We start from the raw sequence: 13,845 nt of genomic DNA on the forward strand, positions 1-13,845 counted from the left end.
TTTTTTATTCTACTAATAATTTAACTGTTTTATACTTTTGTTTTGTTCCTATTATTTTACATAAATATATTCCTGTTTTAAGATCTCCTTTTATAAAAGAAACTATATTCTCTCCTATTTTAGCCTCAAAAGTTATAGTTTTTACTATCCTACCCATTGAGTTATATATATTAATATTAACCAACTCTTCATACTTTGAGTTAAAATAAATTTTAGATACTGTTTTTACAGGATTAGGTACTACTTTAACTTGATTAGTTTGTAAGTTAAAGTTTGACACCTCTAATTTACTATTTTTAGAAAAATAAACATCTTGTAAATTCATTTCTTTAACTACCATACTGCCATCATCTGAAGTCATTGTAAATGTTATTGTAGTTATATCGTTTAATAATAGTTCTTCTCCATTTTTTGACTTAAATTCTGAAAAAGGAATTTTAAACTCATTTAACTCATCAGTCAATAATATTGTTGTTTTAAATTGATTTTCCCATGATGTTATACTTTTTTTCAATAAAACTATTTCTACATTACCATTACCTCTTGCTTTAAAGTTAAAACTATTGTAGTCAGATAAATCTACAGCGCTAAAACGTGGAGTTAATGCTCTATATGCAGCAAAATAACTTTCTGTTGTTGCCTTTAAGTATATATTCCTCTCTATAGGGAAATCATCTTCACTAAATTTATTTTCATTTTGAAATACATTATAATCTACTATGGTTGTGTTTTCTTGTGAGTCATCAACCCCCCAAGGACCATCAGACATAAATAAATCATCTGGAGTAGCAATACCATCACCTATTCTGAAACCTATATCAAATAAATTTCCTGTTGGTACTTTTATATTTGTAATATAATTTTCTTCTAAATTTAATGGTTGACTTGCTTTATTAAAAGCACCTGTTTCTGTTCTTCTAAACCCTGAGTCAAAAGTTACTTTATCACTCTTATTTGTATTAATTATTTCTAGATCAAGTATTCCATTAACATATTTACCTTTTCTAACAAAAACTGTTGGTGCAGACGATAAATAATAAGCTGAAATTGGTTTTACTACTTCTAATAAATTAATTACTTCATCAGCAAGAAGATATAAATCATCTAACGAGTTTGACCATATTTGAAAATTATAAAAAGTAATATCTTTTTCATATTTATCTAAATTCCAATGGCTTTCTATAGAAAAATGGGTTTCATTATTTGTTGCTTTAGCTGATAAGCTTAACACAAACTCAACTGTATTATCAGCATTTCTTATTAGTGATTTTATAAACTGTTTTCCTTTAATTTCAATTGTTGATACTGAAACTAACTCTGCCCCTAGTAAACGATCACAGATATATTTTGAATGTTCATAAACTCCATTTTCGGTTTTCATTGCTAATATAGAAGCTACAGGAACATCGTTTTTCATATAATCTACTGAATAAATTTCTGTAGCATTTGTAATAGCCAACAGGTCTATTGGTGTTGATTCTATTACATTATCTTCCTTTATTACTTCTAAAGGGATGAAACTTTCTAACATAATTTCTCCTTTTGACCTCTTGCTATACTTTGCTGACTTTTTTAATTTTCTTGCACTTGCTCTATTAAATTTATAATTTACCTTGGTTCTATTGTAGTTCCTCTTATTAATTAATTCAGATAATCTTCCATTACTTTCCAATCCTCCTTCATTACCTCCAGATGTAGGAGCTAACATTACTCCACATACTCCAAAACCTGAACATGACGGATCTTGACAATCTACTAATCCATCTCCATCATCATCAATCCCATTATCACATATTTCTTGTGGCACTGGTGCAGTTGGGCATCTAGCACCATCGTTACTAGCACTTGATGGTCCAAAAGCAAATAAATTTGACTCAATATCGGTAGGCAGCTTTATATCTTGTACATTTTGAATTACGTAAATTGTTCCTGTTTGATTTGCTGATACGTAAAAACGCCCTGATAAATCAAAATATACTGCTCCATAAGTGTAATTTAGCCCTGAAAGAATTGGTACTACTCCTAGTGCTTCAACTTCATAAGTTCTTGGATTTATTCTGTATAAAATATTTGTTTTCTTTTCTACTGCGTATAAATTTCCATCTACCGCATTGAAGGCCCAATCGTGAATGTTGATATTTTGAGATAATGTTTCGGTTTCTAGGTGTTTTTCATATGTTGGCGAGTTAGGGTTTAAATCTATTTTGTAAAAAGTAGTCCCTCCTCCTTTTAAAAAATATACTCCCTCTGAGCTAATATCACCCACATACCTATTATTTGTTGGTAATTCATTTACATATAAAGTTGTTGTTGAAAAATCTTTTCCAATACGAACAATAGTTTTTTCTGGACTAGTTAAAGACCCCCAAATATATCCATCAGTTGGATTATAGGCTGCTGCATTTATGTTTCCTTGGGTAATATCTTCTTTAACTAAATAAGAATTTCCTGATGCTAAATCAATAGAATAAACATCGTTATACTGAAATAAATATGCATCGTACACACAATTAAAAGGCTCCTGTGCTATGCTTGAAAAAGAAAGTAATATTATTTTAATGTATAATATTTTTTTTAATAGTATAGTTTTGTTTTTCATAATATTTTGTGTTTGATATATCACAAAACTATGACTATTAACACTTTAAAAAGTTTACAACACGTTGTATTAGTTATTAGTATAGACGAAATGCATTTTTATTTAGATGGAATGCTACAGTAAATCTAAACGCTTCATTAACTCAGGTCTTTTTGATCTACTTACAGGAACAACATCTTTTTTTATTAAAACACTATTATCTTCTATATCTATAATTTTTTTTAAGTTAATTATATAAGAACGATGTACTTTTAAAAACAATGTATCAGGCAACTTTTCTTCTATTTTTTTTAGTGTGGAATGTACTATATAATTTTTTTCTTCTGTTTTTATATTTATATAATCTCCTTTAGCCTCTACTAAATATATTGAAGGTAAATCTATTTTAATAAGGCGCCTATCTATATTTATATAAAAATCATTTTTTACTTCAGTAGGTGAAGCTATTTTTTCTAATGGTTTTTCTATATTTTTCTTATGAGCTTTTTCTACTGATTTTTTCAAACGGTTAACATCCAATGGTTTCAATAGATAATCAATTATACATTCATACTCAAAAGCTTCAATTGCAAACTTAGGGTCAGATGTTGTAAGAATAACTAGGGGTGGTGATTTTAGGGTTTTTACAAAATCTAAACCAGTAAAATCAGGCATGTGAATATCTAAAAAAACAAGATCTACCTTGTGCCCTTCATTTAGAAATTTAATTGCTTGTAAAGCATTAGAAAACTCTCCTAATACATTTATAGTACTTATATCATCACACAAAGTTTTGATAATAGCTCTTGCTAACTTTTCATCATCAATAATAATACAATTCATAAAATTTAAATGGTTTTCAAATAATTTGTTATTATAACTAATATTTTTTCGAACTCATCAACTTTATCAATCTTATTATCTCTTAAATTATGTTCAAATTCATTAGCTAATTCATAACTTTTTTCAAGACCTAAAATACTAATTTTATGTTTAATTCTATGAACATTATCTTCCAATTTTTTACAATCTCTCTCCTCTAAGCTCTCGTAATAATCATTTTTTTCTTCTGGAAATTCAGTCTTTATTATATCTATCAATGTATTTTTTATTGACTCATCTCCTCTTGCTAACTCATTAACATAGTTTAAATTCGGGGTTTCCATACTTATTATTTTGGGGGCTTCTACTTTTTATAAAATCTAAAATAATAATTTTATATGAAAACTCATATTAATTTTCGTTTTATCGCAATACAAAAACCTGATTTAAAAACATATACATATATTTAAGTTAGCTACATCAGAGCAAGCTTATGAAGTATTTATAAAAAAAGTTCTTAATTTTCGACGCAAACATCGTAGTATTTATCCTAGTTGCGCTTAATGTAATATTTTATTTTTTTATGGTAAAGTAAAACGTTGTACCGATACCTAATTCACTTTCTAACCACATTGTTCCTCCATACAACTGTACTATTTTCTTTACAATAGAAAGTCCGATACCTGTTGACTCTTTACTTTCTTTTAAAGAATGAAATATTTTAAAAATACGATCATGGTATTTTTTTTCAATTCCAATTCCGTTATCTTGTACTGAAAACTGATAAAATGAAGGTTTTTCTGTAAAGCTTATGTTTATTATTCCTTTTTCTTTATCTGAAAATTTAATTGCATTACTTATTAAATTTTGAAAAAGTTGCTGGTATTTAATAGAGTCTCCTTTTACAGTAGGTAACTCTTCTAGGACATTTATAAAAATATTTTCAGGTATATATAGTGTTTGAATTAAGTTATTTATGATTATATTTAAATTTACTTCTTCTTTTTCTCTTACCTCTGAGCCTGCGCTAGAATACTCTAGAATACTAGAAATTAAATTCTCCATTGTTTCTAAAGTGTCTCCTATCAAATTAAAGTTTTGAAGGGTAGTATCATCTAATTTACCTTCATTATCTGTTTTTATCCAAGAAACTAAAGCATCAATACTTCTTAATGGAGATTTTAAATCATGAGAAACAACATGTGCGTATTCATTTAGCTCATTATTACTTTTCTCTAATTGTTTTAAAAGTTGTAAATTTTCTTTTTCAGCTTTTTCTCTCTCTCTTAAGTTTATAGCACTCTTTAATTGCATAGATACAAGACTTGCTATATTTTCTAATGTATGTAAGTTTTCTTCTCTGTAATAATTTTTTTCTTCGTGTTCAGAATCAATAACACCTATCACCTTACCTTCACTAATTATAGGAACTGCTATCTCAGAATATCTAACCTTTTCACCAACAACGTATCTATCATCTAAAGAAGTATCGTTTATAATTTCGCCTTTTCCTGTTTTTGCAACACTTCCAATAATACCTTCTCCAATTGATAAAACATCTTTAATTATCTCTCCTCTATCTAGTCCAAAACTATATGAAGCAATCTGTTCTAATGTGTTATTATCATTGTTTAACAAATATATTACACAGTCTTGAGAGTCTAAATATTCAGCTATTTTTTCAGTTACTTCCCAGGCTATTTCATAAATATCATCTTTTCCTAAAATAGATTTAGCCAATTCATTAATCATATCAATAATTAATGCTCTTTCTCTTTGTAATGTTATATCCTCTATGATAGCAACTTGAAATTTTGTTTGTCCTAGAGCATCATTTACAGAGTTTACATTAACTCTAGCCCATAAAATAGAACCATCTTTTCTTTTATATCGTTTATCTATCACATAATTATCTATTTCGTTTATTTCCATCTTACCTAAATGGTTCATAGACAACGAAACATCATCTTTAAAAGACACTTCTTTAATAGTTAATCCTGCAAACTCCTCTTTAGAATACCCTAAAAGTTCTTCTATAACTTTATTCGTTCTTATAACTTTACCGTCTTTGGCTAATGCTATTCCTAAAGATGAATTTTCAACAATTATATCTAACTCTCTCTTCTGCTCTTCAATTAACTCTGTTGCTCTCTTACTTTCTGAAATGTTTCTAATAATTCCTTGTGCAGCTATTTTTTCATTCTTTTTATTATAAATTATACTTGCATTAATTTGAACCCATTTTACCTTTTTATCCTTACTAATAATTCTGGAAGTGTAGTTTGAAAAAGTACCTATTTCGTACAGTTTACCAAACGACTCAAAAGCATATACTGTGTCTTCAGGATGTAGTAAAGATTTTACATTTAAATCTTCTTTTGATATATCATAGCCAAAAAGTTCTTTAGCAGCATCGTTCATTGTTAAGACATTCCCCTCTAGATCCATAACTAGGTAAGAGTCGTTAATATTTTCAAAAACTCCTTTTAGTTGTGAAGACTTCTCATTTAATAATTCCTCTAACTTTTCGTTTGTTTTTTTTAGTTTTTCAGAAATTAAAAATAATTCTCTAGATTTATCTTCTAATATTTTTTCAGCTATTTTTCTTGCTGCCTTTTCTCTTTTTAAAGCTCTTTTTAATATCTCTATTTCATTTTGACTCATTAATTTTTATTGATAATAAATTTAACTTCTGTTCCGTCTTCTTTAATCTTTTCTAATATTATTGTTGCACTACTATTAAAATGTTCAAATGTTTTATTCATTAAACCTAATCCGAAATGATGCATTGCTCTATTGGACTTATAAATCATTACTAATGATGTGTCTGTTCTACTTTCAACTATAAAAGTGGGTAATTCTGCATCTGGATAAATTTTTCTCACCTCTACATGAATATGATTTTCTATTGAAGAAAGCATTTCTATGGGGTCATTAAAAGACTCTAAAAGTCCAGAATAACTTTCTTTCAAAACACTAAAAAAATGTTCCGCATAAATAAGTAACAAGTCATCTATAGAAACACCTGTATTCGAGCTTAGGTTTTCAAGTAATTGTAACATTTCAGAAAAACTATAGGTTCCTATAGAAGTATATATCCCATCAGATTCTAACTCTGATTGGGATATAATTTTATCTACCATTTCTAAACCAAATTTTTCTTCTACTAAATCTAAAAACTCTGTAAAAACAATTCCTTTCATTAATTATTTTTTAATTCATTAATAGCCCAATACGACAATGTTATATCTATTTTCGTAATATAATCTTCATACTTTAAAGGCTTTAAAATGTACCCTGAAATACCTATTTTATAACACTCTACAATGTCTTTTTTATTATTAGACGTTGTTAATACAATAACTGGTATGTGCCTAAAATCTTCATTTTTTTTAATTATTGACAAGAACTCAATACCACTTATTTTCGGCATATTCAAATCAAGCAAAATTATATCAGGATCAAATCCTTCATTTAACTTTTCCAGTGCTACATCGGCTGTCTTAGCCTCTATTATTTTATGCTTTAGCTTAAGTAATGAAACTGTCCTATCCATTTTCATTACTTCAATAGTATTATCTTCTATTAAAAGGACATTAAGATTTTTCTTCATTTTGTTTTCTGATATATTTATTAACTATACCAATATTAATGCAAATTCTTAACACTCCATCTAAAAATAGACTACTTATACCTAACTATCGATGAATGAACAAAAAGTATCGATGAACATTTTGAACAATTTTCATACAATATATAAAAAAAATAATACTGTTACAAATTAAGCATTTCTCTTTAGTCTTTTTTTGTTAGTTTTATAAAGACTTATAATGAAACGCTTTTTATTCATAACAACAGTCTATTTATAATTATGGAAAATCAAAATAAAAAAGACAAAAGCAAACAACCTTCTGCAGAACCTCCTTATAAACTATTAAGTTTAAGAACTGGTGCTCCGAAAGATTGGGCTGCGGGTATTCCCGGAGTTACTAACGCTATAAAAAGTTTAATTAAAGATAAAACTCTAACGCGAGGAGGAAAAGCTTTATTTAAAATGAATCAGTTTAATGGTTTTGACTGTCCTAGTTGTGGCTGGCCTGATCCAGATGATGAACGATCACCTATTGCTGAATATTGCGAAAACGGAGTTAAAGCTTTAGCAGAAGAAGCTACTAATAAAAAAATTACTGCTTCCTTCTTTAAACAAAACTCTATTGAAGAATTAACCAACTTGAGTGACTATGAAATAGGTGGTTTAGGGCGACTTTCTGAACCAATGTACTTGCCTAAAAATGGTACACATTATGAACCTATTAGCTGGGACAATGCTTTTGCTAAAATTGCTGAGCACTTAAATAAATTAGAATCTCCAAATAATGCTGCTTTTTATACTTCTGGAAGAACAAGTAACGAAGCTTCTTTTGTATATCAACTTTTTGTACGTGAATTTGGAACAAATAACTTTCCTGATTGTTCCAATATGTGTCACGAAACCTCTGGTTTCACCCTTGCCTCAGTTACAGGGATAGGAAAAGGAACAGCCACTTTAAAAGACTTCTACGATACTGATATCATTATGATTATTGGTCAAAATCCAGGAACGAATTCTCCACGAATGTTAAGCGCTTTAGAAAAAGGGAAAAAGAATGGAGCTAAAATTATTGCTGTTAATCCTCTTCCCGAAGCTGGTTTAATGGGCTTCCGAGATCCTCAAAAAATAAGTGGTGTTTTAGGAAAAGGTATCCAACTTGCCGATTTACACCTTCCCGTTAAAATTAATGGAGATTTAGCACTGCTAAAAGCTATCGAACGCTTACTATTTCATTTTGAAAAAGAAACCCCAGGTAAAGTTTTCGATCAAGAATTTATCAAAAATAAAACAGTTGGTTATAACAATTTAATTAAGCAAATTGAAAATTATGACGTAGATGAATTAGCAAGTATATCTGGTGTTCTAAAAAAAGATATTCAAAAAGCTGCTGAAATGTTAGCTTATAAAAACCGAATTATCTTTTGTTGGGGAATGGGGCTTACGCAACAACCTAACGGAGTTGATATTTTAAAAGAAGTTCTGAACCTCTTATTCTTAAAAGGAAGTATTGGTAAACCCGGAGCGGGTTCTTGTCCTGTAAGAGGTCATAGTAATGTACAAGGAAACAGAACAATGTTAATTAATAATCATCCTTCCCAAAAACAATTAGATAAACTTAACGAAGTTTTTGGTTTTAACCCGCCAAGAGAGAACGGTTACGATGTAGTTGATACTATAAAAGCAATGAATGAAGGAAAAGTTAAAGTACACTTTAGTATGGGAGGTAATTTCTTGTCTGCTACTCCTGACACCACCTATACTGCAAACGGATTAAGACAACTAGACTTATCTGTTTCTGTTTCTACTAAACTTAATAGAACCCATTTAATTCATGGAAAAGAAGCTTTAATTTTGCCTACTATTTCTAAAAGTGAAATTGATATGATTAATGGTGAGCATCAGTATACAAGTGCTGAAAATGCCATGGGAATCGTAGAGTGGTCTAAAGGAGTATTAAAACCAATATCTGACAAACTTATCAACGAAACTCATATTGTTTGCCGTATTGCAAAAGCTACTTTAGGAAGTAAAAGTGTGGTTGATTGGAATCGTTATATGAATAGTTATGATGCTGTGAGAGATGATATTGAGAAATGTATTCCAGGTTTTCACAATTACAATGTTCGTGTAAAACAAAAAGGCGGATTTTACTTACCTAATGCGGCTCGTGAAGGACGGTTTAAAACTAAAGAGTTTGGAGATCGTGTTCCATTTTCTATAACCACATTGCCTAAAAACACATTGGCTGATGATGAGTATTTAATGGCTACGGTAAGAACTCATGATCAGTTCAATACTACTATTTATGGATTAGATGATCGTTATCGCGGAGTTTATAATGAGCGTCGTGTAATTTTTATGAATAAAAAAGATATTGAAAAAGCAGGATTTAATGCAGGTGATAAAGTAGACTTGTACAATTATGATGACAATACAGAGCGTATTGCTCCACTATTTATTATAGTTGAATATCCTATTCCTGAAAAAAACACGGTTACTTATTTTCCGGAAACTAATGTTTTAGTGTCAATTCACAATACTGTTAAAGGTAGTAATATGCCTGCCTCAAAGCATGTAAAAATTAAAATAAAAAAACACAATACTGCTCTTATTAACCAAGAAAAGTAGTTACTTATCATAAACTATCTTAATTTTGCTTAATTATTGAACATTAAATGACAGTAGAAGATTTAGTAGGAACTTATGATATTATAGGCAGTAATCAAGATGAAAGTGATAACACCTACAAAGGCACACTCTCTTTAACTCTTGATAAAGACAACAGAATTATTGCCAAATGGCTTATTAACAAGCAACAAGAACAATTTGGTACTGGTTTCTTTAAAAAAAACATTTTAGTTATTAACTTTAATTACAGAGGCGATGATAACACTATATATAAAGGAGTCGCTGTGTACTCTTGCCTTTCTAAAAATATCTTAGAAGGATTTTGGTCTGAAAAACACGGAAATCCCTTATTTCTAGGAGAAGAACGCTGTTTTAGAATACAAGAACAGCCCGAGTTAATCAATTAAATAAATATGCAGTGTCCATGTAACCCTAATAAAAAATACAGTGATTGCTGTCAAAAAGCACATCAAAATATTCATTCAGCTACCTCAGCTGAAGCTCTAATGCGTTCAAGATATAGTGCTTTTGTTTTAGCAGATATTAATTACCTACAAAAAAGTCACCACAGCAGCACCAGACCTTCTAAGCGAGAAAAGAAAGATATTTTAGCTTGGACAAAAGCTGTTAATTGGATAAAACTAGAAGTGCTACGTACAACAGAAACTACAGTTGAATTCAAAGCTTTTTTTATGGAAAATAGTAGTATCGATGTGATTCACGAAAACTCTATTTTTTGTAAAGAAAATGACCATTGGGTATATCTTGGTCAAAAATAAGACTGTCAAAAACGTCATTTCAACCAAAGGGAGAAATCTTTTGTTTGTTACTCGTTTTTGAGAGATTCCTCCTCTTCCCTTGTTCGAAATGACACCTTAGACAGTTTTATCTATTTTACACCAAGAACTCAAATAAATTCGGTTTATCGTTTAGGTATTCACCATAAAAATTTCGCTGTTTCATCCGATGAATTAACGGTTGTAAATCTTCTTTTTTCTCTAGTTCTATACCAACAACAGCAGGACCGTTTTCTCTGTTCGTTTTTTTAGAATATTCAAAAAAAGTAATATCGTCATTCTCTCCCAATACCTCTGCTACAAATTCTTTTAAAGCTCCTGCACGCTGAGGAAAACGAACAATAAAATAATGTTTCAATTTACTGTACAGTAATGCACGTTCTTTTATTTCGGCGGTACGAGTAATATCATTGTTACTTCCGCTAACAACACACACTACATTTTTACCTTTTAATTCTTCTTTATAAAAATCAAGTGCACTAATAGTCAAAGCTCCAGCTGGCTCAACCACTATTGCTTCTTTGTTATACATTTCTAAGATAGTCTTACATACTTTTCCTTCAGGAACAGTAATCATATTCGATAAGTTGTCTCTACAAATTTTATAGGTCAACGCTCCTACTTGTTGTACTGCTGCACCATCAACAAACTTATCGATGTTTTCTAACACAACATTTTTGTTTGCTTCTAACGATTTTTTCATAGAAGGTGCTCCTGCTGGCTCTACTCCTATAATTTTTGTTTTTGGAGATAATAACTTAAAAACACTTGATAAACCAGAAGCCAATCCACCTCCTCCAACAGGTACAAAAACATAGTCTATTGGTTGTTCAAATTGTTCTAAAACTTCTAAACCAACTGTGGCTTGCCCTTCAATAATTTTTTCATCATCAAATGGATGTACAAATGTCTTTTGCAAACTATCACATAAAAGTTTTGCAGCCTTGTAAGCATCATCAAATGTATCTCCTATCAATCGAATATCCACAAAATCACCACCGAACATTTTTACCTGCTCTACCTTTTGTTTAGGTGTTGGTGCAGGCATATAAATAGTTCCATAGATTTCTTTTTTTCTACATGCTAAGGCTACTCCCTGTGCATGATTTCCTGCACTAGCACACACAATTCCATTAGTTAGTTCCTCTTCTGTTAATGAACTTATCTTATTATAAGCTCCTCTAATTTTATAGGAACGGACCTGTTGTAAATCTTCTCTTTTTAATAAAATAGTAGCATTGAATTGCTGGGATAAATTAAAATTTTCTTGCAAAGGTGTAACTGCTACGACTTCTTGTAAAGTCGTAGCAGCTTGTTGTATTGCAGATAATTTAGGAAAATAGGTTTCTTTTTGAACTTCCATACGATTATGCTAAAACGGGTTCTTCTTTGCTTACATTGGTTTTTATTACCTTCATAGCCGTCATTGCTTCACGCAATTCTGCTCCTACTTTTTCAATAGGATGATTACGAATTGCTCTATTCACTTTAATTAATTCTAGATTATCTACTTCGTTGGTAGCACTGTACTCTTTTCCAATAACATCAGTATTTATCGATTTCATAAAATCAATCAATATTGGTTTTGCTGCATGGTCAAATAAGTAGCATCCGTATTCAGCAGTATCAGAAATAATACGGTTCATTTCAAACAACTTCTTACGTGCTACCGTATTGGCTATTAATGGTAATTCGTGTAACGATTCATAGTATGCTGATGCCGAAATAATTCCTGATTTCACCATCGTTTCAAAAGCTAACTCAACTCCAGCTTTAACAAAAGCAACTAATAAAGTTCCTTTATCAAAATAGGCTTGTTCTGAGATTTCTTCAGAAGTAGCTGCTGTTTTCTCAAATTGCGTTTCTCCTGTAGCTGCTCTCCATGTTAATAGATTTACATCATCTTTTGCCCAATCTTCCATCATGGTTTTTGAAAAATGTCCTGACATGATATCATCCATGTGTTTATTAAACAACGGAGCTAACACTTCTTTCAATTCTTCAGAAAGTTGGTAAGCTTTAATTTTTGCAGGATTTGATAAACGATCCATCATATTGGTAATCCCTCCGTGCTTTAATGCTTCTGTAATCGTTTCCCATCCGTATTGAATTAACTTAGATGCATAGGTAGGTTCTACTCCTTCTTCAACCATTTTATTAAAAGACAAAATTGATCCTGTTTGTAACACTCCACACAAGATGGTTTGTTCACCCATTAAGTCTGATTTTACCTCAGCAACAAACGACGATTCCAATACTCCTGCTCTGTGTCCGCCTGTAGCATACGCATAAGCTTTTGCTTGGGCCAATCCTTTGTTTTCTGGGTCGTTTTCAGGGTGTACCGCAATTAAAGTTGGTACTCCAAAACCTCTTAAATATTCTTCTCTTACTTCTGTTCCGGGGCACTTTGGCGCCACCATAATTACGGTTAAATCTTTACGCACTTGCATGCCTTCTTCAACAATATTAAATCCGTGAGAATATGATAACGTCGCTCCTGATTTCATCAATGGCATTACCGCATTTACCACTTGTGTATGTTGTTTATCGGGTGTTAAATTACATACTAAATCAGCAATAGGAATTAATTCTTCGTATGTTCCTACTTCAAAACCGTGTTCGGTTGCGTTTTTGAATGACTGACGTTGCTCTTTAATGGCTGCTTCACGTAAAGCATACGAAATATCTAACCCTGAATCACGCATGTTTAATCCTTGATTCAATCCTTGTGCTCCACATCCTACAATTACCACTTTTTTTCCTTCTAATGCTGTGATTCCTTCTGAAAACTCTTCAGCATTCATAAATCTACATTTTCCTAATTGTTCTAACTGCTCTCTTAATGATAATTGGTTGAAATAATTTTTCATTTCTATTGTATTTGTGTTGTTTGTTTATTGCTGTATTAATTGTAATAGTTGCGATACTGGCATTTCTTCTTTAGTAACCGCAATTCTTCCTGAACGAACAAATTGCTTTATACCATGTTTATCTAATATGTGATAGAGTTCTTCTACTTCTTCTTTACGTCCTGATTTTTCCAAAACAAAAAAGCTTTTATTTACATTAATGACTCTTGATTTACTTTGGTTGATAATAGTTTGAATTTCATCATTATCCGTTAACAAATCGGTACTTAGTTTGAATAAACACGATTCTTGATAAATCGTTTCTTCATCGGTATGATAAAAAGCTTTGATTACCTCTACTTGCTTTTCTATTTGACCAATTATTTTTTTCATTTGTTCCTCTGTAATCTTAACCAAAAGTGTAATTCTCGACACACTTTTAATTTCTGAAGAAGAGCTGTTGATACTCTCAATATTGATATGTCTTCGTTGAAATATTGCTGATATTCTATTTAACAACCCTACGTTATTTTCAGTATATATTGAAATTGTATAAGTGTTTTTTGTACTCATATTTTC

At 30.5% G+C, this 13,845-nt stretch carries 12 protein-coding genes; 3 read left to right on the plus strand and 9 right to left on the minus strand.

Annotation, left to right across the window (positions count from 1 at the left end):
- Positions 1–4: 4 nt before the first annotated feature.
- From ABHQ57_RS12770 to ABHQ57_RS12795, 6 genes are all read right to left on the minus strand, one after another.
- On the minus strand, positions 5–2,599 hold the full coding sequence (locus ABHQ57_RS12770) for a T9SS type A sorting domain-containing protein (protein WP_167713706.1): 2,595 nt from the start codon (positions 2,597–2,599) through the stop codon (positions 5–7).
- A 114-nt stretch (positions 2,600–2,713) separates the two neighbouring features.
- Positions 2,714–3,421, minus strand: coding sequence for a LytTR family DNA-binding domain-containing protein (locus ABHQ57_RS12775; protein WP_047788965.1), 708 nt, complete (start codon positions 3,419–3,421; stop codon positions 2,714–2,716).
- Between the two features lie 5 nt (positions 3,422–3,426).
- Positions 3,427–3,744, minus strand: a complete 318-nt coding sequence (locus ABHQ57_RS12780; protein WP_047788966.1) for an Hpt domain-containing protein — start codon at positions 3,742–3,744, stop codon at positions 3,427–3,429.
- Between the two features lie 229 nt (positions 3,745–3,973).
- Positions 3,974–6,064: a PAS domain S-box protein gene (locus ABHQ57_RS12785; RefSeq protein ID WP_389863884.1), complete on the minus strand. Its 2,091-nt coding sequence runs from the start codon at positions 6,062–6,064 to the stop codon at positions 3,974–3,976.
- On the minus strand, positions 6,064–6,603 hold the full coding sequence (locus tag ABHQ57_RS12790) for a heme NO-binding domain-containing protein (RefSeq protein ID WP_047788968.1): 540 nt from the start codon (positions 6,601–6,603) through the stop codon (positions 6,064–6,066). The genes ABHQ57_RS12785 and ABHQ57_RS12790 overlap by 1 nt, the downstream gene beginning before the upstream one ends.
- Complete coding sequence (locus ABHQ57_RS12795; protein ID WP_047788969.1) at positions 6,603–7,013, minus strand: response regulator; 411 nt, start codon at positions 7,011–7,013, stop codon at positions 6,603–6,605. The genes ABHQ57_RS12790 and ABHQ57_RS12795 overlap by 1 nt, the downstream gene beginning before the upstream one ends.
- Positions 7,014–7,271: 258 nt before the next feature.
- Here ABHQ57_RS12795 and ABHQ57_RS12800 point away from each other — a divergent pair, with 258 nt between their 5' ends.
- From ABHQ57_RS12800 to ABHQ57_RS12810, 3 genes are read left to right on the plus strand one after another with little or no spacing between them, the layout of a single operon-like run.
- The gene (locus ABHQ57_RS12800; RefSeq protein WP_389863887.1) at positions 7,272–9,620 is read left to right on the plus strand and encodes an FdhF/YdeP family oxidoreductase; all 2,349 of its coding nucleotides are present in this window, start codon (positions 7,272–7,274) and stop codon (positions 9,618–9,620) included.
- Between the two features lie 47 nt (positions 9,621–9,667).
- The gene (locus tag ABHQ57_RS12805) at positions 9,668–10,027 is read left to right on the plus strand and encodes a hypothetical protein (protein ID WP_073183572.1); all 360 of its coding nucleotides are present in this window, start codon (positions 9,668–9,670) and stop codon (positions 10,025–10,027) included.
- 6 nt (positions 10,028–10,033) lie between these two features.
- On the plus strand, positions 10,034–10,399 hold the full coding sequence (locus tag ABHQ57_RS12810; protein ID WP_159491314.1) for a YchJ family protein: 366 nt from the start codon (positions 10,034–10,036) through the stop codon (positions 10,397–10,399).
- A gap of 115 nt (positions 10,400–10,514) precedes the next feature.
- Here ABHQ57_RS12810 and ilvA read toward each other — a convergent pair whose 3' ends face one another.
- The 3 genes from ilvA to ilvN are packed head-to-tail and all read right to left on the minus strand — an operon-like array spanning position 10,515 to position 13,839.
- Positions 10,515–11,780 carry a threonine ammonia-lyase IlvA gene (ilvA, locus tag ABHQ57_RS12815; RefSeq protein WP_253680023.1) on the minus strand — a complete coding sequence of 422 codons (1,266 nt, stop codon included), beginning with the start codon at positions 11,778–11,780 and terminating at the stop codon, positions 10,515–10,517.
- A 4-nt stretch (positions 11,781–11,784) separates the two neighbouring features.
- Positions 11,785–13,287 (minus strand): ketol-acid reductoisomerase, encoded by a 1,503-nt coding sequence (gene ilvC, locus ABHQ57_RS12820; protein WP_389863891.1) that lies wholly within the window; start codon positions 13,285–13,287, stop codon positions 11,785–11,787.
- 24 nt (positions 13,288–13,311) lie between these two features.
- Complete coding sequence (ilvN, locus tag ABHQ57_RS12825) at positions 13,312–13,839, minus strand: acetolactate synthase small subunit (RefSeq protein WP_047788975.1); 528 nt, start codon at positions 13,837–13,839, stop codon at positions 13,312–13,314.
- Positions 13,840–13,845 lie beyond the last annotated feature (6 nt).

The sequence above is a fragment of the Tenacibaculum sp. ZH5_bin.1 genome, assembly GCF_042865525.1.
Classification (GTDB): domain Bacteria; phylum Bacteroidota; class Bacteroidia; order Flavobacteriales; family Flavobacteriaceae; genus Polaribacter; species Polaribacter mesophilus.

Bases quoted from the DNA above. Each gene is read 5' to 3' on its own strand.
- ABHQ57_RS12770 (WP_167713706.1), bottom strand. From the start codon at position 2,599: ATGAAAAACAAAACTATACTATTAAAAAAAATATTATACATTAAAATA.
- ABHQ57_RS12775 (WP_047788965.1), bottom strand. From the start codon at position 3,421: ATGAATTGTATTATTATTGATGATGAAAAGTTAGCAAGAGCTATTATC.
- ABHQ57_RS12780 (WP_047788966.1), bottom strand. From the start codon at position 3,744: ATGGAAACCCCGAATTTAAACTATGTTAATGAGTTAGCAAGAGGAGAT.
- ABHQ57_RS12785 (WP_389863884.1), bottom strand. From the start codon at position 6,064: ATGAGTCAAAATGAAATAGAGATATTAAAAAGAGCTTTAAAAAGAGAA.
- ABHQ57_RS12790 (WP_047788968.1), bottom strand. From the start codon at position 6,603: ATGAAAGGAATTGTTTTTACAGAGTTTTTAGATTTAGTAGAAGAAAAA.
- ABHQ57_RS12795 (WP_047788969.1), bottom strand. From the start codon at position 7,013: ATGAAGAAAAATCTTAATGTCCTTTTAATAGAAGATAATACTATTGAA.
- ABHQ57_RS12800 (WP_389863887.1), top strand. From the start codon at position 7,272: ATGGAAAATCAAAATAAAAAAGACAAAAGCAAACAACCTTCTGCAGAA.
- ABHQ57_RS12805 (WP_073183572.1), top strand. From the start codon at position 9,668: ATGACAGTAGAAGATTTAGTAGGAACTTATGATATTATAGGCAGTAAT.
- ABHQ57_RS12810 (WP_159491314.1), top strand. From the start codon at position 10,034: ATGCAGTGTCCATGTAACCCTAATAAAAAATACAGTGATTGCTGTCAA.
- ilvA (WP_253680023.1), bottom strand. From the start codon at position 11,780: ATGGAAGTTCAAAAAGAAACCTATTTTCCTAAATTATCTGCAATACAA.
- ilvC (WP_389863891.1), bottom strand. From the start codon at position 13,287: ATGAAAAATTATTTCAACCAATTATCATTAAGAGAGCAGTTAGAACAA.
- ilvN (WP_047788975.1), bottom strand. From the start codon at position 13,839: ATGAGTACAAAAAACACTTATACAATTTCAATATATACTGAAAATAAC.